The organism is Actinoplanes sp. M2I2, assembly GCF_023544445.1.
GTDB lineage: Bacteria > Actinomycetota > Actinomycetes > Mycobacteriales > Micromonosporaceae > Actinoplanes.
In genome coordinates this window covers 13,118-34,636 of record NZ_JALPVJ010000033.1, presented here as the reverse complement: position 1 = coordinate 34,636, position 21,519 = coordinate 13,118, and the positions used below count along the sequence as shown (strand labels likewise).

Sequence of the window (21,519 nt, the reverse complement as noted above, 5' to 3'; positions counted from 1 at the left end):
GCGACGACCTTTGCCGCAGGGTTGCGCCGAGCTGGACTACGCCCTATTCGTCGGTGTCGTCGTCATCTGTCACCAAGACGGGCCGGTGGGCGTTCGCGACGGTGGTCACCGTTCCGTCGGTCGCCATGTGCAGCAGTTCGTCGTCCGAGCGCACGCGGCGGGCCTTGCGGGCGGCCAGACGATCGGCCGCGGTGGCCCGGGCATCGTCGTCCTCGAGGCGGGCGTCGGTGCCGCGGGGGCCCGACACGAACTCGCCGGCGTTGGGCTGCCAGTCGAACTCGCGCTCGCCGATGCGGACCGGGTCGCCCGGCCGGGCGCCCTTCTTGGTCAGCGCGTCCTCGACGCCGAGCCGCTCGAGCCGGTCGGCCAGGAAGCCCACCGCCTCGTCGTTGTCGAAGTTGGTCTGCCGGATCCAGCGCTCGACCTTGGTCCCGCGGACGACGTAGACGCCCTCGTTGTCCTGCTCGACCGTGAAGCCGGACTCGTCGACCGCACGCGGACGCACGATCTCCCGGGTCGGCTCGGGCGCGGGATTGTCGAGGCGGTGCTGGGCGACCGTCTCGGCCAGAGCGAAGACCAGCTCCTTGAGGCCCTCGCGGGTGATCGCGCTGACCTCGAACACGCGGTAGCCACGAGCCTCGAGATCGGGGCGCACCATCTCGGCCAGGTCGCGCCCGTCCGGGATGTCGATCTTGTTGAGCACGACGAGCCGCGGCCGGTCCTCGAGTCCGCCGTACGCCGCCAGCTCGGCCTCGATCGCGTCGAGGTCGGCCAGCGGGTCGCGCTCGATCTCGGGCGCCGCCGCGTCGAGCACGTGCACCAGCACCGAGGTGCGCTCGATGTGCCGCAGGAACTGCATGCCCAGGCCCTTGCCGGTGGCCGCGCCCGGGATGAGACCCGGCACGTCGGCGACCGTGAACGTCTGGTCGCCCGCCTGCACGACGCCGAGGTTGGGCACCAGCGTGGTGAACGGGTAGTCGGCGATCTTGGGCTTGGCCGCGGAGATGACCGAGATCAGCGACGACTTGCCGGCCGACGGGAAACCGACCAGGCCCACGTCGGCGACGCTCTTGAGCTCCAGGACGACGTCGAGGCCGTCGCCCGGCTCGCCCAGCTCGGCGAAGCCCGGCACCTTGCGGCGGGTGTTGGCCAGCGAGGCGTTGCCCCGGCCGCCGCGACCGCCCCGGGCCACCTCGAAGGTGGTGCCGGCGCCGATCAGGTCGGCCAGCACCTCACCGTCGTTGGTCAGCACGACCGTGCCGTCCGGCACCTTGACCACGAGGTCTTTGCCGTTGGCGCCGTCGCGGTTGGCGCCCGCGCCACCACCGCCGTTGGACGCCTTGATGTGAGGGTGGAAGTGGAAGTCGAGCAGCGTGTGCTGCTGCGGATCGACCACCAGGGTGATGCCGCCACCGTGGCCGCCGTTGCCGCCGTCGGGTCCACCGAGCGGCTTGAACTTCTCGCGGCGCACCGAGACGCAGCCGTGCCCGCCGTCACCCGCCTGCAGGTGCAGCACGACCCGGTCGACGAACGTGGTCACTGCTCAACTCCTTGAAAATGTGCTGCCATGACAGCAGCAAAAAAAAACAAAGCGGGCCACGGACCCGGAGGTCCGCGGCCCGCTTCGGGAAAACTTTACTCCGCCGCCGAAACGACCGACGTCGGGACGATGCTCACGGTCTTGCGACCGCGCTTCGTGCCGAACAGCACGTTGCCGTTGGCCAGGGCGAACAGCGTGTCGTCGCCACCACGGCCGACCAGGTCGCCCGGGTGGAACTTCGTGCCGCGCTGACGGATCAGGATCTCGCCCGCGCTGACCAGCTGGCCGCCGAACCGCTTGACGCCGAGCCGCTGAGCGGCGGAGTCACGGCCGTTGCGCGAGCTGGAGGCACCCTTTTTGTGAGCCATATCGGATCAGCCCCTACTTCCCGCTCGAGATGCCGGTGACCTTGACCTTCGTCAGCGGCTGACGGTGCCCCTGACGCTTGTGGTATCCGGTCTTGTTCTTGAACTTGTGGATCCGGATCTTCGGACCCTTGGTGTGCTCGGCGATTTCGCCGGACACCGTCACCTTGGCAAGCTTGGCCACGTCGGTCACCAGGTTGTCACCGTCGACGAGGAGGACTGCGGCGAGCGTCAGCGAGTCGCCGGGAACACCCGCGAGCTTCTCGACCTCGATCACGTCGCCCTCGGCAACCTTGTACTGCTTGCCGCCGGTCTTGACGATCGCGTACATCGGACGCGGACTCCCTGAGACTTACGCAACGCGAAGCGTTGCTTGGCGGATGAAGCTGAGGCCCCGGTCGCCCGACGATCCTGAGATCAGGCCGGGGCGGGAACGGGAACACGACGCATGGAAAAGCGCCGTCCGAAAGCGTACTTCATCAGGGGCTCCGATCCCAAACCGGGGCCGTGGTCAGTCCCGGCCGCACGCCTTGTCGAGGCGGGCCGAGAGCGCCGACATCTTCTCTGCGCTGATCTTGGTGACATCGCCCTTGAGGGCCTTGACCTGCGCGCTCATCTCGGTCAACGCCTTCTTGAGGGCCGGGTCGGTGGTCAGCCCGGCCATGTCGGCCAGCGCGAACGAGTAGTTCTGAACGTCCCGCGAAACCTTCTCGGCGGCCTGCCGTTTGGCCTGCTCCCCCTGGCCGGCCGCGTCGATCTGCAGCTTGAGGTCGGCGATGAAGAGCTCGCCGAAACTCGTGCTCGCCCGCTCGGCCTGGGCGCAGATCTCCTTGGTGTTGCCGGACAGCGCGGCGTCGGCCGAGGCGGCGACGGACGGGTCGGCCGGGGCGGGCGGGACGGCGCCGGCGGGCGCGCTCGCGTCCGTGACGCTCACACCGGCCGGGAGGGAACCGGCGTCGGACGAACAGGCGGACGTGGCCGCGAGAGCCACCAGGGCCGCGCACGCGGCGAGGCCCAGGCGCAGGGGGGATCGGGACATGGGGGCTCGGTCTCCTCGGGGAAGGCTGATCGATCCCGCGAGGGTAACCGACGGAAACGGAAAGGAGCGGCTTGGCAGTTAACTTTCTTTACCAAACCGCTCCTGTCGATCCGAAAGGGCACCTCAGGGGCGCGTACGCCGCCGAGTGCCGCCCCGCCGTGAGCGGCGGCGCCCGGCGCCGGCTCCCACGGTCTCGTCGTCCTCGTCCTCGTCCTCCTCGGCCGCGTCCGGGTCGTCCGTCCCGGTCAGCTGCAGCGGCTCCGCGTCAGGTTCGGCGGCCTCGTAACGCGACAGGTCGTACCCGCTGATGTCGTAGTCGTCACCGGTGGCCGGCTTGGTGAGCGAGGGCCGGCCCGGCGTGACGATGCCCGAGCCCGCCACCGGGGGCAGACCGGCCGTCTCGGCCGCCGGGTCGTCACCCTCGTGCCGGACGATCTCGGCGGCCGGCTCCAGGGTGTCGATCTCGACCACGATCTCGGCCGGGGTCTCGATCTCGACCACAGCCTCGGCCGGGGTCTCGATCTCGACGACGGCCGGCTCGGCGGCCACCGCCTCGCCACCGCCGCCACGGCGGCGCCGGGACTTGCCGGCCGGCTGCTGCTGCTGTTGCTGCGGCTGGACCGGGGCAGTCTCGGTACGCGCGGCCGCCGCGACCGCCTTGACCTGGTTCGCCGCGGCGCCGTTGGACCGCTTCTCGGGCACCGGCTCGGTGTGGATCAGCACACCGCGGCCCTTGCAGTGGTCACAGGTCTCGCTGAACGCCTCGAGCAGGCCCGCGCCGATCCGCTTGCGGGTCATCTGTACCAGGCCGAGCGAGGTGATCTCGGTGACCTGGTGCTTGGTGCGGTCGCGCCCAAGACACTCGGTGAGCCGCCGCAGCACCAGCTCGCGGTTGCTCTCGAGCACCATGTCGATGAAGTCGATGACCACGATGCCGCCGATGTCACGCAACCGGAGCTGCCGGACGATCTCCTCGGCCGCCTCGAGGTTGTTGCGGGTCACCGTCTCCTCGAGGTTGCCGCCCGCACCGGTGTACTTGCCGGTGTTGACGTCGACCACGGTCATCGCCTCGGTGCGGTCGAACACCAGGTGGCCGCCCGAGGGCAGGAACACCTTGCGGTCGAGGCCCTTGAGGATCTGCTCGTCGATGCGCTTGTCGGCGAAGACGTCCCCGGTGCCGGTGTAACGGTGCATGCGCTCGAGCAGGTCGGGCGACACCGAGTCGAGGTAGTTCTCCAGCTCGCCGTACGCCGAGTCGCCCTGCACGATCAGCTCGCGGAAGTCCTCGTTGAAGAGGTCACGCACGACCCGGATGACCAGGTCGGGCTCCTCGGAGAGGGCGACCGGCGCGTGACCCTCGGCCGACCGGCGCTGGATCTCCTCCCACTGCCCCTGCAGCCGCTTGACGTCGCGGGCCAGCTCGTCCTCGCTGGCCCCCTCGGCCGCGGTCCGCACGATCACGCCGGCGCCGTCGGGCACGAGCTTCTTGAGTACGTCCCGCAGGCGCTTGCGCTCGTTGTCGGGCAGCTTGCGGCTGATCCCGGAGGCGTTGCCGTTGGGCACGTAGACCAGGTGCCGGCCGGAGAGCGCGATGTGGCTGCTCAGCCGGGCGCCCTTGTGCCCGATCGGGTCCTTGGTGACCTGCACCAGCACCGAGTCACCGGAGCGCAGGGCCTGCTCGATCGAGCGGGCCCGGCCCTCGAGCCCGGTGGCGTCCCAGTTGACCTCGCCGGCGTAGAGCACCGCGTTGCGGCCCCGGCCGATGTCCACGAACGCCGCCTCCATGCTGGGCAGCACGTTCTGCACCTTGCCGAGGTAGACGTTGCCGACCATCGTGCCGGAGGTGCTCCGCGAGACGTAGTGCTCGACGAGGATGCCGTCCTCCATGACGGCGATCTGGGTGCGGTCGGGCTTCTGCCGCACGACCATCACCCGGTCGACCGCCTCGCGGCGGGCCAGGAACTCCGACTCGCTCAGGATCGGCGGCCGGGTGCGGCGCTGCTCGCGGCCGTCCCGGCGGCGCTGGCGCTTGGCCTCGAGCCGGGTCGAGCCCGAGACACCCTGCACCTCGTCCGACGTACGGCGCGGCTCGCGCACCCGCACGACGGTGTGCACGCCGTCCTCGATGCCGCCGGTCTCGGCGTCGCCGCCCGAGCCCTTGCGACGCCGGCGACGGCGGCGGCGGGTGACCCCGTCACCCTCGTCCTCGTCCTCGGCCTCAGCCTCGGACTCCTCCTCGCCGGAGGCCTCCGCGTCCGGCTCGCCGTCCTCGGCCTCGTCCTGCTCGCCGTCCTCGGCCGGGCCCTTGCCACGGCCGCGACCGCGACGCCCGCGGCGGCGACGCCGACGGCCGGCCGCGGTGTCGTCGTCCTCGTCGCCCTCGTCCTCGACGCCGTCCTCGACATCGTCGGCGCTCTCGTCGACCTCGTCGACCGGCTCCTCGGCGGGTGGCGCGATCACCTCGGCGGCCACGACCTCGGCGGGCTCGTCGGCCGCTCCGCGGCGGCGACGCCGGCTGCGGCGGGCGCCCTCGACCGGCTCGTCGGTGACGGCCGCAGGCTCGGCGACCTCGGCTTCGGTACGCGCGGCGGGCGCGCTCACCGGAGCCTCGGGGGCCTCGGCCACCACGGGCGGCACGGTGGCGCCGCGGCGGGTCCGCCGGGCCGGGGCCGGCGCGGCCTCGGTGGGGTCGGGCGGCATGAACAGCACGGCGGGAGGCAGGGCGGCCGCCCGGCGGCCACGACGCGGACGCTCCTCGGGCTCGACGAAGTCGGCGTCGAGCGGCAGAACGCCGATGATCGGCGCGGCTTCCTCGTCGGCGACCGGCTCGTCGGGGGTCGGCTGCTCGACGACCGGCTCGGCTGCGACCGGCTCCTCGACGACCGGCTCCTCGCCCTCGATCAGGGCTTCCACCCGGACCGGCTCGGCGGGCGCCTCGACGGGTGCCTCGGCGGCCGGCTCCTCCGCCGGAGCGGCGGGGGCGGCGGCCTTCTTGCGCCGGGTACGCGTGGCCTTCACCGGCGGCGCGACCTCGGCGGCCTCCTCGGCCTCGGGGGCCGCCGCCGGAGCGGCGGCCGGCGCGGCGGCCTTGCGGCGGCTGCGGGTGGCCTTCACCGGCTTGGCCGGCGCCTCCTCGGCGGGGGCGTCGACCGCGGCCGGAGCGGCCGGGTCGGCGGGCGACTCGGGCACCGCCGACGACTCGTGCACGGTCGCTACCGGGTCGGACGGGCCCGGGGCGGCGGTATCGGCCGGTGCGGCGGCGGGAGCCGCCGCCTTACGGCGCGGGGCGCGCGTACGGCGCGCGGGGGTGGTGGGTGCGGCGGTCTCGGGCGGAGCAGTTGCTCCGGCCCCGTCACCGCCCTGGTCTCCCACGTTGTCCTGGGGCTCGTTATCGAGCATGGGGCGCTCTCCAGTTCTGGCGGCCCCGGGCGCGTTTGAGCGCTGCCACGCAGGGTCGCCGCAAGTATTTCGGTCCCGCCGGGTAAGCGGCAGGCTGCCGAAGTCTGTCAATGGACGTCAGCTGCAGCCGACGCCCCCCGATGGAGCGTTCCTTACCCCGGAAGGGCCGACGCGCGATCCGCGTCCAACGGATCGACGATCTCCCCCTGTGCGGTGAGCGTGCCCTGGGCCAGCCGGGTCACCCTCGGGGGCACCGGCGGCTCCAGGCCCGCCGCCACGCGCAGGCCGGAAAGGACGTCATCGGGTCGTACGGCCGGCGTGACCTGTCGTACGACAAGGTCGATTATCGCACACGGCGCGCCGTCCGCCTCGGAAGGTCCGGTGGACTGCTCAATAACAGCGATCCGAGTCACTGCCTGACGGGCGTCGAACGAGCGCAGACCCTGCTTGGTCATGCGCTCGACCAGCACCTCGTCAAGATCATTGAAGGCCTTGACGGCCGCCGCGGCAGCGGCCGGGTCGATCGAGGGCAGCTCGATCCGCCAGCGTGAGGCGTCGATCCGGTCGGCCAGGCTGCCGGCGTCGGCCACCACCGCCTCGAGCACATCGAGCCCGGGCGACAGCGCGGCGTCGAGCGCCACCCGGAGCTGCTCGGGGTCGACCTCGGCCTGCAACCCGATCTCGAGGTACTCGGCTTCGCTGCCGACGCCGGTCGGCGCCGCGCTCGCGTACGAGATCTTGGGGTGCGGGGTGAAGCCCTGGGAGAAGGCGATCGGCGCGGCGGCCCGCCGCAGCGCCCGCTCGAAAGCGCGCGCGAAATCGCGATGGGAGGTGAAACGCAGCGGGCCGCGCTTGGCGTAACGGATGCGGATCCGCTGGACGACCGGGGCCTGACCACCGACGGGCTGGTTCTTGGCCATGTCAGGCAGGCACCCGCAACGGGTTGACCGGGGTCAGGGGCAGCAGCTTCTTGCCGGTGGGACCGATCTGGATCTCGGTGTCCATCGACGGGCAGACGCCGCAGTCGAAGCACGGGGTCCACCGGCAGTCGTCCTGCTCGAATTCGGACATGGAGTCCTGCCAGTCCTGCCAGAGCCAGTCCTTGTCGAGGCCCGAGTCGAGGTGGTCCCAGGGCAGCACCTCGGAGTGCTGGCGCTCGCGAGTGGTGTACCAGTCGAGGTCCACCCCGAAGCCGGGCAGCACCTCGGCGCAGGATTCGACCCACCGGGCGTACGAGAAGTGCTCGCTCCAGCCGTCGAAGCGGCCGCCCTTCTCCCAGGCGCGGCGGATGACCGCGCCGACCCGGCGGTCGCCCCGGGAGAGCAGTCCCTCGATCAGCGAGGGCTCGCCGTCGTGGTAGCGGTAGCCGATCGCGCGACCCAGCGAGCGGTCGCTGTTGATCTCCTGCTTGAGCATCTTGAGGCGGGCGTCGATCACCTCGGGGCGCTCCATCGGCGCCCACTGGAACGGGGTGTGCGGCTTGGGCACGAACCCGCCGATCGACACCGTGCAGCGGATGTCCTTGGTGCCGGCGGCCACCCGGCCGGCCTTGATCACCTCGTGGGCCATACGGCCGATCTGGAGCACGTCCTCGTCGGTCTCGGTGGGCAGGCCGCACATGAAGTACAGCTTGACCTGGCGCCAGCCGTTGCTGTAGGCGGTCACGACCGTCCGGATCAGGTCTTCCTCGGTCACCATCTTGTTGATGACCTTGCGGATGCGCTCGGAGCCACCCTCGGGGGCGAAGGTGAGGCCGGTGCGCCGCCCGTTGCGGGACAGCTCCTGGGCCAGGTCGATGTTGAAGGCGTCGACCCGGGTGGAGGGCAGCGACAGCGAGACGTTGGTGTCCGCGTACTGCTCGGCCAGGCCGGAGCACATGTCGCCGATCTCGGAGTGGTCGGCGCTGGACAGCGAGAGCAGGCCGACCTCGTTGAAGCCGGAGAACTCGAGGCCCTCCTTGACCATCTGACCGACCGTGGTGATCGAGCGCTCACGGACCGGGCGGGTGATCATGCCGGCCTGGCAGAAGCGGCAGCCCCGGGTGCAGCCGCGGAAGATCTCGACGGCGTACCGCTCGTGGACGGTCTCGGCCAGCGGGACCAGCGGCTTCTTGGGGTAGGGCCAGGCGTCCAGATCCATCGTCGTGCGCTTGGAGACCCGGAACGGCACGTCGGGCCGGTTGGGCACCACGCGCAGTATGCGGCCGTCGGGCAGGTAGTCGACGTCGTAGAAGCGGGGGACGTAGATGCTCTCGGTGCGGGCCAGGCGCAGCAGCAGCTCGTCGCGGCCGCCGGGGCGTCCCTCGGCCTTCCACTCGCGGATGATGCCGGTGATCTCGAGGACGGCCTCCTCACCGTCGCCGAGCACGGCGGCGTCGATGAAGTCGGCGATCGGCTCGGGGTTGAAACTCGCGTGGCCGCCGGCCAGCACGATGGGGTCGTCGTCGCCCCGGTCGGCGCTGTCCAGCGGGATGCCGGCGAGATCGAGGGCGGAAAGCATGTTGGTGTAGCCGAGCTCGGTGGCGAACGACAGGCCGAGGACGTCGAACGCCCGGACCGGACGGTGCGCGTCGACGGTGAACGCGGGGACGCCGTTCTCCTTCATCAGCGCCTCGAGGTCGGGCCACACCGCGTAGGTGCGCTCGGCCAGCACGTCGTCCTGCTCGTTGAGTACTTCGTAGAGGATCTGGACGCCCTGATTGGGCAGGCCCACCTCATAGGCATCCGGGTACATCAGAGCCCAGCGGACCGTTGTCGCATCCCAGTCCTTGACGACGGCGCCGAGCTCGCCACCCACGTACTGGATCGGCTTGCTGACCCGGGGCAGCAGCTGCTCGAGCTGCGGGAAGACGGAACCTACGCTCATGGGCCTCTAGGGTACGCGCGTCAACTACCGATCTCAGCCGCGGCCCGGTCGAGGTCGGTGGCCAGCACGTCCTCGCGGAATGCGCACAGCTGGAGGGTCATGCGGGCCGCGCCGGTCTTGCCCACCACCAGCCGGGTCGGCTTGCCGTGGTCGTCGAGGTCGCCGACCAGGGCGTCGAGCAGCCGCACCCCGGCGCTGTCGAGGAAAGAGACGGTGGTCAGGTCGATGAGCACCTTGCCGGCCGTCTCGATCCGCTCGACGATCGCCTTGCCGATCTCGGGCGCGTTGGCCAGATCGATCTCGCCGGTCAGCGACACCAGTTCGGCGTCGCCGAACGTGGAGAAGGTGACCCAGCGGTCCAACCGGCCCATCGGCACCGGACGTCCGCCCCGAGTGAATTCCATCACTCCACCTCCCGCGCCCGGCGCATGGTGACGGTCGTTCCGTCGCTGCGGTCGAACAGCACCTGGTCCATCGACTCACGGATGAGCTGGAGCCCGCGCCCGCGGGCCACGTCGCTCACCGCTCCGCGCCACGTGCCGCGGTCGCTGACCCGCACCTCGACGGCATCGGTGGTCACCGTGGCGACCACGTCGATCATGCCGAACGGATCGTCCCGGTAGCCGTGCTCGATCGCGTTGGCCACCGCCTCGGAGCAGGCCAGCAGCACCGCGTCGCGGCAGCCGGGCTCGACCTCGTGGGCCACCAGCCAGGCTCGCAGATCGGCGCGGAGCAGGGCGATCTGCATACGGTCGGCACCGATGGTGCGCTCGATGCGCTCCTCGGTGCCCAGTGTCAGGCAGAGCATGCAGACGTCGTCGGAGTGGTCGCGACCGACCAGCGAGTCGGCCAGCGTGGCCGCGAGCCCCTGCAGCGGCGCGTCCCGGCGTCTCGCGTACTCGCGGGCGAGCAGCTCGAAACCCTTGTCGATCGGGCGGGTACGGCGCTCGATCAGGCCGTCGGTGTAGAGCAGCAGGCGGCTGCCGGCGGGCAGGCGCCGGCGGTGCTCGGTGCGGACCCGGTTGCCGGCCTTCGAGCCCAGCGGCGCGGAACGACCCTGCATCAGGTATTCCGGCGACCCGGCCGGCTCCTGCAGCAGCGGCGGCAGGTGACCGGCGCACGAGTACGCCACCTCGCCGCCGGTCAGGTCGATCTCGACGTAGGCCACGGTGGCCATGCGGGCCGACTCGACCCGCTCGACGAACCGGTCGAGGCCCTCGATCAGCCGGGCCGGCCCGGTCGCGTTCGAGGCCAGCGCCCGCACCGCGCTGCGCAGCTGGCCCATCGTGGTGGCCGCCTCGATGCCGCGGCCCACCACGTCACCGACCACGACGGCGAGCTTGTCCCGGGTGATCAGGAACGCGTCGAACCAGTCGCCGCCGACCTCCAGATCGTGGGCCGCGGCCTGGTAGTGGGTCTCGACCGCGAACCGGGTGTCGCCACTGGGCAGGTCGCCGGCCAGCAGGCTGCGCTGCAGCGTCCGGGCGATCTGCCGTTCCTGCTCGTAGAGGCGGGCGTTCTCCAGCGCGAGCCCGGCCCGGTCGGCCAGCTCGATCAGGAAGGCCCGCTCGGCCGCGGCGCCCCGCCGGTCGGGCGCCATCCGCAACGCCAGCGTGCCCAGCACCAGGCCCCGGGCGGTGAGCGGCAGCACCGAGCAGTCCAGCTGGTCGCCGTCGACGGCGAACACCGGCTCGCCGCTGGCGGCCACCTTGCCCAGCCGCTGGGTCAGCAGCTCCTCGTCGGGCCGCGGGCCGCCCGCGTCCTCCACGACCGGCGTCGTGCCCACGTGCAGGCGGAGCTCGGCCCAGTCGGCGATCTCGGGCACGACCCGGTCGACCACGCGCCGGGTGCGCGGCAGCAACCGGTGCAGTTCGTCGAGCGAGCGCGTCGTCTCGGCCAGGAACTTCGAGCGTTCCTCGCGGCGGCGGAGCTCGTCGTAGAGGCGGGCCCGGTCGAGCGCCTGACCGGCCTGCTGGCCGAGGAGGCGGACGACCCGCAGCTCGCCGTCGGTGAGGGGACGGTCGCCCTTGAAGCTGAACGCCAGCACGCCGAGCGTCTGGATGCCGGCCTGCTCGTCGGTCGGGCCCGTGGTCAGCGGCAGGAGCACCACCGTGGTGCGGCCCGAGCGGCGCATGCTGTCGACCAGGTCGGGGAAGTGCTCCCGGGCGTCGGTGACGGAGTTGACGACGTGCAGGTCGCCGCGGTCGGCCACCCGGGCCACCGCGCGGTCGGACGAGCGCGGCATGTCGTCCCAGTTGCCGGTGGTCGGGTCGGTCGACGCGACGGCGTAGATCACGTCACGCTCGTCGTCGACGAGATAGATGCTGCTGCTGGCCGCGCCGAAGGCGGACTCCGGAGCGCGGACCACCGCCTCGGCCACCTCGGCCTCGGTCGGCGCGGCGGCCAGGTCGGCCACGATCTGCTGCAGCACCCGGACCCGCCGCTCGGAGGCCTCGGCGATCTGGCGGGCGAGCAGAAGCTCCTTTTCGTACTGGCGGCGATCGGTGGCGTTGAAGACGGTCGTCCGGACCGCTCGGGGTTGTCCCGTGGCCGCGCGGGACAGCACCGAGTTGACCAGCGTGGGCAGGTGCCGCCCGTCGGAGCAGACCACGTCGAAGGCCAGCTCGTGCACCTCGTCCTGCATGCTCAGCAGCGGGGCGTAGTGGGTCTCGTGGTAGATCTGCCCGCCCGAGGTGAGCAGATCACGGAAGCGGCGGTGCCCGACCAGCTCACCGCGGGTGTAGCCCGTCCAGGACAGGAAGGTCTGATTGACCCGGACGATCGTGCCGTCGGGAAGCGTGGTCAGATACCCGCACGGCGCGTGCTCGTACAGGTCGTCGGGGTCTTCGTCCCAGGGCGGCCGCAGGTCCTGCGTCACGTCCGGCCCACCAGAGTCACTCACGGTCCGCCGCTTCTAGAGCCAGGCCTTCATGGCATCGATGGTTTCCTCGGGAGCGCTCAGGTTGGGGCAGTGGCCCGTCGCGTTCAGATGCACCAGAGTGCTCCCGGCGGTGTGCTTGTGAACATATTCGCCGACCGCGGTCGGCGCGATCACGTCGTCCGAACACTGGAGGATCAACGCGGGAGTGCGCAGCTCGAGAAGGTCGTCGCGATTGTCCGAGAGGAACGTGACGCGCGCGAACTTCTTCGCGATCTCGGGATCGGTGCGGCAGAAGCTGTTGGTCAGCTCCTCACCCAGCTCGGGCCGATCGGGGTTACCCATGATCACCGGCGCCATCGTGCTGGACCAGCCGAGATAGTTGCTGTCGAGCGAGACGAGCAGCGACTCGATGTCGGGCTTGTCGAAGCCGCCCTGATAACCGCCCGCGGGCTCGTTGATGTAGCGCGGCGAGGGACCGATGAGGACCAGGCGGGCGAAGCGCTCGGGCTCCCGGGTCGCGGCGATGACGCCGATCATGGCGCTCACCGAGTGACCGACGAAGACCACGTCCCACAGATCGTTCTCGTGCAGGATCTCGAGAACGTCGTCGGCGTAGCCGCCGAGCGAGGAATGGCGGTCGTCGTCGTAGGCCGACAGGTCGGACCGGCCGCTGCCGACGTGGTCGAAGAGGACGAGCCGATGCGAGTCCGCGAAGGCGGGAGCCACGTGACGCCACATGTTCTGGTCGCAGCCATAGCCGTGGGCGAACACCATCGGCTGACCGGTGGGGTTCCCGGTCAGAGTGACGGCGTTTCTCTGTGTCGTTCTCATGTCCCGGTAACCATACGGCTCCACAGCGTCTTGCACATCGCCCCGGTTGTCCGGCATTGCGGGCGCGCACCGGACCGCGGACCCGGACCGGGAGTGGCACACCGTCTCTAACCTGGGAGTCGACCGCCTCGCCGGGAATCTTGCCGGCAGTGAAGGAGATCGACGGATGGCCGACCCGCAGCCGGAGGAGACTCAGCCGGCGGCCGGAGTGCCCGACCCGACCCGGCTGGACGACGGCTCCGACCACTCCACAGTCGACGCGCCGGTGCGGTGGAGCGCCTCCGCCCCGGTGCCCGAGCCGGCGCCGAAGAAGTCGCGGTGGCGCCGCGACGAACGCCCCGAGCCGGAGGAGCCGACGCCGGTCGACCCGTGGGCGGCCACCGCGCCGGTCGACCCGTGGGCCGGCCAGGACACGCCCTGGGACGCGTTCCCCTTCACCCTCGCGGAGACCGAGACCGAGACCGAGACCGAAACCGAGACCGGGCCTGAGCCTGCGCCCGGACCCACAGCCGCAGCCGCAGCCGCAGCCGGGACCCGGATCGAAGCCGGGCCGCCGACCCGCAGCGAGCCGCCGGCGACGGCCAAGGCCGAGCCGCACCCCGCGCCGGCTCCGCCGGCGGCCAAGCCCGTGGACCGGCCGCCGCCGCTCTCGAAGAGGAAGCGCAAGCGCCTCGAGAAGGCCGCCGCGGCCAACCGGCTGCCGGTCCAGAGCCGCCCACCGGGCCTGCCCCCCGGCCCGCCGGCGCCGCCGCCCGGCCCGATCGTGCAGGGCCGCCGCCTCCCGGCCCCGCCGCCCTGGGCGCCCCGGCCCGCGGCCCGTCCGCTGCCCCCGCCCCGTCGCAAGCGCCGCTGGGGCCGCCGCCTGGCCCTGCTCAGCCTGCTCGGCGTGGTCTGCTGCTGCGGCCTGCCGCTGGCCTGGCTGCAGATGCCCACCGCGCGGCAGTACCCGGTCACCGCCGCGCTCCCCCGGTCCTTCGCCGACCTCCAGTTGCGCGACACCGAGGACACCGGGCCGGACAGTTTTGCCGGCGTCTATCGCGACGGCCGGGGCAAACGGGTCACAGTGATCGGCGAGACCGGCTTCCGGCTGCGGCCCGGCTCCGACGTCCGGGGCCGCCTCGAGCAGGCCGCCGCCGACTACAACGTCAGCAACGTGCAGGAGTTCGACCTGGGCGAGTCCGGCGCCCACCAGAGCTGCGGCGTCGGCCGCGACAACGGCGCCTCGGTCGTCGTCTGCACCTGGGCCGATCACGGCAGCCTGGCCACCATGCTGCTCACCCGCCGCTCGGTCACCGACAGCGCCGAGCTCGTCGCCCGCCTGCGGGAAGAAGTGCTGACTCCCGGTTGATCCGGCCCGGCTCGGGCACGATGACCGGATGACCCGCCGATGGCTCTTCGCCGATCAGCTCGGCCCGCATTTTCTCGACTCCCCGGGCCAGGAAGTGCTGCTCGTGGAGTCGAAGGCGGTGTTCCGGCGGCGTGCCTTCCACCGCCAGAAGGCGCATCTGATCCTGTCGGCGCTGCGGCACCGGGCCGAGGACGACCGCGTCCGGCTGGTCCGGGCCGAGACGTACGCCGAGGCGATGACCGAGCCGGTGACCGTCTGTCACCCCACCTCGCGGGCCGCCCGCGACCTCGTCCACCGGCTGCCCGCCGTCGAGGAGGTGCTGCCGCCGCGGGGGTTCGTGACCGCGCCGGCCGACTTCACGACCTGGGCCCACGGCCGCGGCCACCTGCGGATGGAGGACTTCTACCGCGACGCCCGGCAGCGGCACGGCATCCTGCTGGACGGCGACGAGCCGGCCGGCGGCAAGTGGAACCTGGACGCCGACAACCGGGAGCCGCCGCCGCGCGGCGCCGACCGGCTCGGCGTGCCGCCGCCCCCGGCCATCGTCGAGGACGAGATCGACCAGGGGGTCCGCGCCGACCTCGATCGCTGGGAGCGCGAGGACGGCATCGAGTTCGTCGGCCGGGACGGCCCGCGGCTGTTCCCCGCGACCCGGGCGGAGGCCCTGGCCCGGCTGCGGCACTTCGTGGCCCACCGGCTGCCCACCTTCGGCCCGTACGAGGACGCCATGCTGGCCGGCGACCCGCTGATGAGCCACAGCCTGCTGAGCGCGGCGATGAACCTGGGCCTGCTCGACCCGCTCGAGGTGGTGGAGAGCGCCGAGCAGGCGTACCGGTCGGGTGACGCTCCCCTGGCCAGCGTCGAGGGGTTCGTCCGGCAGATCATCGGCTGGCGCGACTTCATCTGGCACCTGTACTGGTATTTCGAGCCCGGCTACCGCGCCTCCAACGAGCTGCGGGCCCGCCGGGAGCTGCCGCGGTGGTTCGCCGACCTGGACGCCGACGCGGTCGACGCCCGCTGCCTGTCCGACGTGCTGGCCGGGGTGCGCGACCGCGGCTGGGTGCATCACATCCCGCGGCTGATGGTGCTCGGCAACTACGCCATGCAGCGGGGCTGGCGGCCCGGTGCGGTGTCCGACTGGTTCCACCGCTGTTTCGTCGACGGCTACGAGTGGGTGATGACCGCCAACGTGATCGGCATGAGCCAGTACGCCGACGCGGGGCGGATGAGCACCAAGCCGTACGCGTCGGGCGGCGCCTACATCAACCGGATGAGCGACTACTGCGGCGGCTGCCGGTACGACCCCAAGGTGCGCGTGGGTGACCACGCGTGCCCGTACACCGCGGGGTACTGGGCCTTCCTCGCCCGCAACGAGCCGAAGCTGGCCGGCAATCACCGGATGCGGCAGCCGCTCAACGGCCTGCGCCGGCTGGCCGACGTCGACGCGCTGGTCGAGCAGGAGAAGGCCCGCGGCTCCCGGGCCCCCTGACGGCCTACTGAGCCGGCGGCTTGGCCGGGGCGTACCGCGGCACGTACTCCTGGCCGGTGAGTTTCTGGATCTCGGCCATCACCTCGTCGGTGAGCTCGCGCAGCGCGGTGCGGTCCTCCGACCGGCCCTTGGTCTCGATCGGCACGCCGAACTTGATCGTGACGGCGCCGCGGGCCGGTTTCGGATAGGGCTGGCCGATCGGCTGCACCTTTTCGGTGCCGAGCATGCCGACCGGCACGATCGGCACGCCCGCGGCCACGGAGAGCCGGGCCACACCGGTGCGGCCGCGATAGAGCCGGCCGTCGGGCGAGCGGGTGCCCTCGGGGTACAGAGCGACCGCGTCCCCGCCCTTGAGCACGGGGATCGCCCCGTCGAAGGCGGTGAGAGCGGCCCGGCCGCCGCCGCGCTCGACCCGGATGGCGCCCAGACCCTCGAGCAGGTTGCGGTTGAACCAGCCCTTGAGACCCTTGCCGTCGAAATACTCGGATTTCGCCCAGAAGGCGAGGTGACGGGGCACCACCGAACCGAGGAAGAGCTCGTCGGCCACCGAGAGGTGGTTGCCGGCGAAGACCACGCCGCCGGTCTGCGGAATGTGCTCGAGGCCTTCGACGCGGGGACGCCAGCCGAGCATCATCGCGTTGCCGACGGTGAGTTTGCCGATCGTGTAGAGCAGCGGCAACGGGGGTTCCTCCGAGGACAAGCATGCGCAAGGGATGTGGGGGGCGCGGTCAGGTTATCGGACGGAAACCCGGAAGTCCCTTTCAGTGGGGCGACCGGCCCGGACATTCATCACAGATGCGTGGAATATCCGGACCGGTCGCCGATTTCAGCCCCGCTTCGAGACCTGAACTGTTACCTGATCTCCGTCGCCGACCTCGCCGGCGAAGCCCGCGGCGCCGGCGTCCGCGAAGGTCACCGAGGTCGCCAGCGTCTCCCCGCCGACGAACTCCCGGTGCCGTTCGACCGCCGCCCGCACCGGCCCGGCGGCCGAGACGACCAGCGCGATCCGGTCCGAGACGTCCAGGTCGGCGTCGCGCCGCGCCTGCTGCACGACGCGGATCACGTCGCGGGCCACGCCCTCGGCCGCGAGCTCGGGGGTGACCGCGGTGTCCAGCACGACGACGCCCGCGCCGCCCGGCAGCGGCGCCGAGTTCTCGGCGTCGGCGGCGACCAGCTTGAGCTCGTACTCGCCGTCGGCCAGGGTGACCCCGGCGGCCACCGGCGCGCCGTCCACCAGCTCCCACTGGCCGGCCTTGACCGCCTTGATGACCTGCTGCACCTGCTTGCCCACCCGGGGGCCGAGCGCCCGCGGGACGACGGTGAGGACCTGCTCCGAGGAGGCGGCGACATCGTCGGTGAAGACGACGTCCTTGACGTTGACCTCGTCGGCCACCAGGTCGGCCAGGCCGGCCAGGGCCGGGGCCGACGCGGTGGCCACGGTCAGCCTGGCCAGCGGCAGCCGTACCCGCAGGCCGCGTGCCTTGCGCAGGGAGAGCGCGGCCGAGGCCACGTCGCGGATCGCATCCATCGAGGCCACCAGCTCGTGGTCGGCCGGGAAGGACGACGCCGACGGCCAGTCGGTCAGGTGGACCGAACGGTCGCCGGTCAGGCCCCGCCAGATCTCCTCGGTGGTCAGCGGCGCGAGCGGCGCGACGACCCGGCACACGGTCTCGAGCACCGTCGCCAGTGTGTCGAACGCGTCCGCGTCGCCCTGCCAGAAGCGGTCGCGCGACCGGCGTACGTACCAGTTGGTCAGGGCGTCGAGGTAGGCGCGGACTGAGGCGGCCGCACCCGAGATGTCGTACTCGTCCATCTGGCGCTGGACGTCGGTGACCAGTTCGCCGGTCTTGGCCAGGATGTACCGGTCGAGCAGGTGCTTCGAGTCGGTCCGGAACGACGCCTCGTGCCCCGACGCGTTGGCGTACAGGCTGAAGAAGTACCAGACGTTCCACAACGGCAGCAGCACCTGGCGCACCGAGTCGCGGACGGCCACCTCGGTGACCGCCATGTCCCCGCCCCGCAGCACCGGCGACGACATCAGCATCCAGCGCATGGCGTCCGAGCCGTACGAGTCGAAGACCTGATAGACGTCCGGATAGTTGCGCAGCGACTTGGACATCTTGCGGCCGTCCTCGCCCAGCAGGATGCCGTGGCTCAGGCAGTTGCGGAACGCCGGCCGGTCGAACAGCGCGGTGGCCAGCACGTGCATGGTGTAGAACCAGCCGCGGGTCTGGCCGATGTACTCGACGATGAAGTCGCCGGGGTAGTGGTGCTCGAACCAGTCCTTGTTCTCGAACGGGTAGTGCACCTGGGCGAACGGCATCGACCCGGACTCGAACCAGCAGTCGAGCACCTCGGGCACGCGGCGCATGGTCGACTGCCCGGTCGGGTCGTCCGGGTTGGGCCGGGTCAGCTCGTCGACGTACGGCCGGTGCAGGTCGGTGACCTTGACGCCGAAGTCGCGCTCGAGCTCCTCGAAGGATCCGTAGATGTCCACCCGCGGGTAGGTCGGGTCGTCGGACTTCCAGACCGGGATCGGCGAGCCCCAGAACCGGTTGCGCGAGATCGACCAGTCACGGGCGTTGGCCAGCCACTTGCCGAACGAGCCGTCCTTGATGTGCGCGGGCGTCCAGGTGATCTCCTGGTTGAGCTCCACCATCCGGTCGCGGAACTTCGTCACGGCCACGAACCACGACGACACCGCCTTGTAGACCAGCGGGGTGTCGCAGCGCCAGCAGTGCGGGTAGGAGTGCGTGTAGCCCTCGTGCCGCAGCACCACGCCGCGGCCCTTGAGCTCGGCGATGATCGGCTTGTTGGCCTCGAAGACCTGCGTGCCCTGCCAGGCCGGCACGAGCGCGGTGAAGCGGGTGTGCTCGTCGACGGTCACCACGGTCGGGATGCCGGCCGCGTTGCAGACGTTCTGGTCGTCCTCACCGAAGGCCGGCGCCTGGTGCACGACCCCGGTGCCGTCCTCGTCGCTCACGTAGTCGGCCGCGAGCACCTGGAACGCGTTCGGGCCGCCCGCCTCGACCAGGAAGTCGAACATCGGCTCGTACCGGCGCCCGGCCAGCTCGCTGCCGAGCACCGTGCCGGTCTGCGTCCACCCCTCGAGCTCCTTGGCGTACGAGGAGACCCGGGACTCACCCATGATCAGGCGCTCGCCGTCCTTCTCCAGGATCGCGTACCGCAGGGACGGGCCCACGGCCAGGGCGAGGTTCGACGGCAGGGTCCACGGCGTGGTCGTCCACACCGCGATCCGCTCGCCGGTCTCGAGCCGGAACGTGACGGTCAGCGCCGGGTCGGTGCGGTCGCGGTAGACGTCGTCCATCCGGGTCTCGGTGTTGGACAACGGGGTCTCGCACCGGAAGCAGTAGGCCAGGACGCGGAAGCCCTCGTAGACGAGCCCCTTGTCGTGCAGCGTCTTGAACGCCCACATGACCGACTCCATGTAGCTGGGGTCCAGGGTCTTGTAGTCGTCCTCGAAGTCCACCCACCGGGCCTGCCGGGTGACGTAGCGCTCCCAGTCCTTGGTGTAGGCCAGCACGGAGGTGCGGCAGGCCTCGTTGAACTTGTCGATGCCCAGCTCGACGATCTGCGCCTTGGTGGTGATGCCCAGCTGCTTCTCGGCCTCGACCTCGGCCGGCAGCCCGTGGGTGTCCCAGCCGAACCGGCGCTCGACGTGCTTGCCGCGCATCGTCTGGTAGCGCGGGACCAGGTCCTTCACATAGCCGGTGAACAGGTGCCCGTAGTGCGGCAGCCCGTTGGCGAAGGGCGGGCCGTCGTAGAAGACGTACTCGTTGCTGCCGTCCTCGCCGGCCGGGCGCTGCTCGACGGACGCCTCGAACGTCTGGTCGGCCGTCCAGTGCTCCAGCACCGCCCGCTCGACGGCGGGCAGGTCGGGGCTCGCCGGCACGCCGGAGGCCTCGGTGTGCTTGGGATAGGCCATCGTCGGTGGTCTCCTCGTGGCAGTCATGGTCAGACTGCGAGGACGAGCCCGGGGCCCGCGGTACCACCTCGCTTGACGGATCGCTCCGCCCACTCGTTCGCCGGCTCGTGCGCGTGCCGGTGACGCCCGGTTCTAGTGGGACCCGACGGGTCCGTTCTTCCGGAGGCTCCCCGGTGATGGCCGGTTCGTCGCCTGCGCAGAGACAACGATACCGGCCATCCGGGTATTTCAGCCTCGCGGGGCGGTCAGGGTGGTCCTCCAGAGGGACCCGCCCTCGCGGTCGCGCAGGGTGACCGTGAAGGCCTTGGTCTCGGCGTCGATCTCCACCTCGCCGAAGTGCTGGAAGCCGTCGGCCGGGGACGTGTTGGCGGCCGGCGGCGCGTTGACGAAGGCGGTCCGCGGGCCGAACGTGGCGTCCAGGGCGTTGGGGCCGAAGGCGCCGGCGTGCGCCGGGCCGGACACGAACTCCCAGAACGGCGTGAAGTCCTGGATCGCCGCGCGGGCCGGGTCGTAGTGGTTCGCCTGGGTGTAGTGCACGTCGGCGGTCAGGAACACGATGCCGGTCACGTCGTGCCGGTGCGCCGACCGGAGCACCTCGGCGAACTCGAGCTCCCGGCCCCGCGGCACGCCCGGGTCGCCCTGGGCCACGCCCTCCTGGGCGGCCGCGCCGTCGGGCACGACCAGACCCAGGGGCAGGTCGTTGGCGATCACCTTCCAGGTCGCCCGGGACTCGCGGAGCCCGCGGATCAGCCACTTGCGCTGCTCGGCGCCGAGCAGACCCCGGGCCGGGTCGGCGTACGTGTTGCCGTCGTTGGCGTCCTTGAAGGTGCGCATGTCGAGCACGAAGATGTCGAGCAGGGGCCCGTACGAGATCTTGCGATACACCGGGCCGGAGCGCATCGGCGTCGGCACCCACTCGTGGTACGCCTGCCGTGCCCGCTCGGCCAGCACGTCCACCCGCTTCTCGGTGTACCGGACGTCGTCCAGGATCTCCCCCGGGTACCAGTTGTTGGTCACCTCGTGGTCGTCCCACTGGTTGATCTGCGGCACCTCGGCGGCGAACGCCCGGTAGGCCGGGTCGAGCAGGTTGTAGGCGTACTGCCCGCGGTACTCCCGGAGGGTCTCGGCGACCTTCAGCTTCTCCTCGGTGACCAGGTTGCGCCAGATCCGCCCGTCGGGCAGCGTCACCGTCTCGGTCAGCGGCCCGTCGGCATAGACGGTGTCGCCGCTGTGCAGCAGGAAGTCGGGCCTGCGCCGGCGCATCGACTCGAAGAGCTTCAGGCCCCCGTACGCGGGATCGATGCCCCAGCCCTGGCCCACGACGTCACCGGTCCAGACGAACCGGACGTCCCGGCGCCGGTCGGGCGCGGTGCGCAGGGAACCGTCGACCGGGGCGCCGAACAGGCCCGGCCGTTCCAGGCTCTCGGCCCGGACCCGGTAGTGCAGTCGTTCGCCCGCGGGCAGGCCGCGCAGCGTCAGCTTGCCGGTGAAGTCGGTGTCGGGGGTGACGATCGGCCCGCGCAGCACCCGCGAGCCGCGGAAGTCGGGGCGCTTGCTGACCTGCACCCAGAGCCGGCCGGGCCGGTCGGCGCGGCTCCAGACCACCGCCGCGTTGCCCAGCGGGTCCCCGCTCTGAACGCCGTGGGTGAGGACCGGCCGATGACCGGCCGAGGAGAAGGCGGGCGCGCCACCGGCCAGGCCGGCCACGCCGCCGGCGACACCGGCGCGCAGCAGATTCCGTCGTGAGATCGAGGTCATGCCTTGATGCCTATCGATCGTTCATGGCCGTGTGGTGGCCGTTCCCTAAACTTCACGA

Annotated in this window: 15 protein-coding genes; 2 read left to right on the top strand and 13 right to left on the bottom strand. The window is 71.5% G+C overall.

Features of this window, described 5'->3' with window-relative positions:
• Window positions 1–43: 43 nt before the first annotated feature.
• The 10 genes from obgE to HJC40_RS41130 all read right to left on the bottom strand — a co-directional run bounded on the left by obgE (window position 44) and on the right by HJC40_RS41130 (window position 12,920).
• Window positions 44–1,540: a GTPase ObgE gene (gene obgE, locus HJC40_RS41175; RefSeq protein ID WP_250009106.1), complete on the bottom strand. Its 1,497-nt coding sequence runs from the start codon at window positions 1,538–1,540 to the stop codon at window positions 44–46.
• Between the two features lie 95 nt (window positions 1,541–1,635).
• Entirely contained in the window at window positions 1,636–1,908 is a 273-nt protein-coding gene (rpmA, locus tag HJC40_RS41170) for a 50S ribosomal protein L27 (protein ID WP_250009105.1), read from the bottom strand.
• Window positions 1,909–1,921: 13 nt separating this feature from the next.
• A complete protein-coding gene (gene rplU / locus HJC40_RS41165) occupies window positions 1,922–2,236 on the bottom strand; it encodes a 50S ribosomal protein L21 (RefSeq protein ID WP_250009104.1) in 315 nt (104 codons plus the stop codon).
• A gap of 180 nt (window positions 2,237–2,416) precedes the next feature.
• Window positions 2,417–2,944: a hypothetical protein gene (locus HJC40_RS41160; RefSeq protein WP_250009103.1), complete on the bottom strand. Its 528-nt coding sequence runs from the start codon at window positions 2,942–2,944 to the stop codon at window positions 2,417–2,419.
• 123 nt (window positions 2,945–3,067) lie between these two features.
• Window positions 3,068–6,343, bottom strand: a complete 3,276-nt coding sequence (locus tag HJC40_RS41155; protein ID WP_250009102.1) for an Rne/Rng family ribonuclease — start codon at window positions 6,341–6,343, stop codon at window positions 3,068–3,070.
• A gap of 152 nt (window positions 6,344–6,495) precedes the next feature.
• Entirely contained in the window at window positions 6,496–7,263 is a 768-nt protein-coding gene (locus tag HJC40_RS41150; RefSeq protein ID WP_284044470.1) for a TIGR03936 family radical SAM-associated protein, read from the bottom strand.
• 1 nt (window position 7,264) lies between these two features.
• The gene (locus HJC40_RS41145; protein WP_250009100.1) at window positions 7,265–9,208 is read right to left on the bottom strand and encodes a TIGR03960 family B12-binding radical SAM protein; all 1,944 of its coding nucleotides are present in this window, start codon (window positions 9,206–9,208) and stop codon (window positions 7,265–7,267) included.
• Window positions 9,209–9,228: 20 nt separating this feature from the next.
• Window positions 9,229–9,612, bottom strand: a complete 384-nt coding sequence (locus tag HJC40_RS41140; RefSeq protein ID WP_250009099.1) for an STAS domain-containing protein — start codon at window positions 9,610–9,612, stop codon at window positions 9,229–9,231.
• Window positions 9,612–12,110, bottom strand: coding sequence for a SpoIIE family protein phosphatase (locus HJC40_RS41135; RefSeq protein WP_250009098.1), 2,499 nt, complete (start codon window positions 12,108–12,110; stop codon window positions 9,612–9,614). The genes HJC40_RS41140 and HJC40_RS41135 overlap by 1 nt, the downstream gene beginning before the upstream one ends.
• A gap of 12 nt (window positions 12,111–12,122) precedes the next feature.
• Entirely contained in the window at window positions 12,123–12,920 is a 798-nt protein-coding gene (locus HJC40_RS41130; RefSeq protein WP_250009097.1) for an alpha/beta fold hydrolase, read from the bottom strand.
• A 166-nt stretch (window positions 12,921–13,086) separates the two neighbouring features.
• Here HJC40_RS41130 and HJC40_RS41125 point away from each other — a divergent pair, with 166 nt between their 5' ends.
• Both HJC40_RS41125 and HJC40_RS41120 read left to right on the top strand, forming a co-directional pair.
• On the top strand, window positions 13,087–14,268 hold the full coding sequence (locus tag HJC40_RS41125) for a hypothetical protein (RefSeq protein WP_250009096.1): 1,182 nt from the start codon (window positions 13,087–13,089) through the stop codon (window positions 14,266–14,268).
• A 28-nt stretch (window positions 14,269–14,296) separates the two neighbouring features.
• Window positions 14,297–15,757 (top strand): cryptochrome/photolyase family protein, encoded by a 1,461-nt coding sequence (locus HJC40_RS41120; RefSeq protein WP_250009095.1) that lies wholly within the window; start codon window positions 14,297–14,299, stop codon window positions 15,755–15,757.
• A gap of 4 nt (window positions 15,758–15,761) precedes the next feature.
• On the opposite strand, the gene HJC40_RS41115 is transcribed toward HJC40_RS41120, so the two are convergent.
• From HJC40_RS41115 to HJC40_RS41105, 3 genes are all read right to left on the bottom strand, one after another.
• The gene (locus HJC40_RS41115; protein ID WP_250009093.1) at window positions 15,762–16,436 is read right to left on the bottom strand and encodes a 1-acyl-sn-glycerol-3-phosphate acyltransferase; all 675 of its coding nucleotides are present in this window, start codon (window positions 16,434–16,436) and stop codon (window positions 15,762–15,764) included.
• 147 nt (window positions 16,437–16,583) lie between these two features.
• Complete coding sequence (ileS, locus tag HJC40_RS41110) at window positions 16,584–19,703, bottom strand: isoleucine--tRNA ligase (RefSeq protein ID WP_250009092.1); 3,120 nt, start codon at window positions 19,701–19,703, stop codon at window positions 16,584–16,586.
• A 228-nt stretch (window positions 19,704–19,931) separates the two neighbouring features.
• Window positions 19,932–21,461, bottom strand: a complete 1,530-nt coding sequence (locus tag HJC40_RS41105) for an alkaline phosphatase (RefSeq protein WP_250009091.1) — start codon at window positions 21,459–21,461, stop codon at window positions 19,932–19,934.
• Window positions 21,462–21,519 lie beyond the last annotated feature (58 nt).